1 protein-coding gene is annotated in these 1,288 nt (G+C 64.4%); it reads left to right on the forward strand.

From position 1 onward, the window contains the following. The first annotated feature begins 453 nt into the window (after positions 1 to 453). On the forward strand, positions 454 to 1,122 hold the full coding sequence (locus GY937_27645) for a methyltransferase domain-containing protein (GenBank protein ID MCP5060489.1): 669 nt from the start codon (positions 454 to 456) through the stop codon (positions 1,120 to 1,122). Positions 1,123 to 1,288 lie beyond the last annotated feature (166 nt).

Genomic DNA, 1,288 nt, shown 5'->3' on the forward strand with positions numbered 1-1,288 from the left:
AAGGTGACAGTCTGTGCGGTAGAATCCGGCTTCATGAAGGGGCCCTTGTTGAGGGGAAACGGGTGTCGCAACACGTTTCTACCGCAACTGGGGCCTTCTTCAATTCAAGAACGAGACTTCTTCATGAATTTTCCGGGTTAGCGAAGAGTCAGCTAGCCGACAGCAACGCCCGAAGTGCCCGGGCATGAGGCGACACGCCCAACCCGACCGAGGCATGGCTGAACATGATGGGCGTCGACACGAAGACACGTGTCGCGGCTCTTGGGCTCCGTCTTCAGCGTTCCAGTCCTGGTGAGGGCCGGGTGGCGAAGTACGAGACCGAACCGAACGAGCTCTTGCCTCGGGCGTGGATGCGGCGGATCCTCTCACGACTCGTCGCTCGGTGAGCGCACCATTCGGCGAACAGCTTCCGGAAGCGAAGAAGAAGCGGCCCCGAGGCTGGGGAGGTGACGCTTGCGCTCGACGCAGAAGAGCCTGGGCCAGCGGGCGATGGAATCTCGCGCGATCGTGAAGATCTACGAGAGCCGGCTTTGGCGGCGCAACCCGCTCTTCGCTGCCCTGACGGGCCTCCCCTTCGACGCCGAGCTCGAAACGATTGCCCCGGCGGCTGGGATTGTCGGCTCTCCACGGCGGGTGCTGGACCTGGCCTGTGGTTCGGGCATCTACACTCGACCCTTCGCCCACCGTCTCCCCGCCGGACGGATCATCGGTCTGGACCTCTCATCACCGATGCTCGACCACGCCCGCGCCGCCCTTCGCTCCGAGGGACTGTCGAACGTCGATCTGGTGCGAGGATCGGCTTTGTCTCTTCCCTTTGGCGCCGCGAGCTTCGAGATCGTGAACTGCTGCGGGGCGCTCCACCTCTTTCCGGACGTGAACGAAGCCCTGGGCGAGATCGCGCGAGTGCTCACGCCCGGTGGCCGCTTCACGGCCGCCGTCTTTCATCGCAGAAGCGGGGACGACCGCGGTTTCCGCCGTTTGATACGGCGCTGGTCGGGAGTTGCCAGCTTCGATCCCGAAGAGTTGGAGGGGCGTCTCGCGGCCCGGGGACTCGGCGGGTTCGAGGTGCTCCACCTCCACGGACCCTGGCTGCTCCTGGCCGGCACCCGTCTGCCGGAATGAGCGCCGAAGCTGGGGGTTGGCCGTCGGACTAGTCCCTTGTCACACCAAAAGCTGGGGGTAGAGTCGTCGCAGTTTCACGCGGGCTTGTTGGGTCGTGAATTGCCAGTCGACGCCCTTCGTCGTTCGGTTGCGATCGTCTTGCCAGGCTTGGACTTGGCGCGTGAGA

This window comes from bacterium, from assembly GCA_024228115.1.
GTDB lineage: Bacteria > Myxococcota_A > UBA9160 > UBA9160 > UBA6930.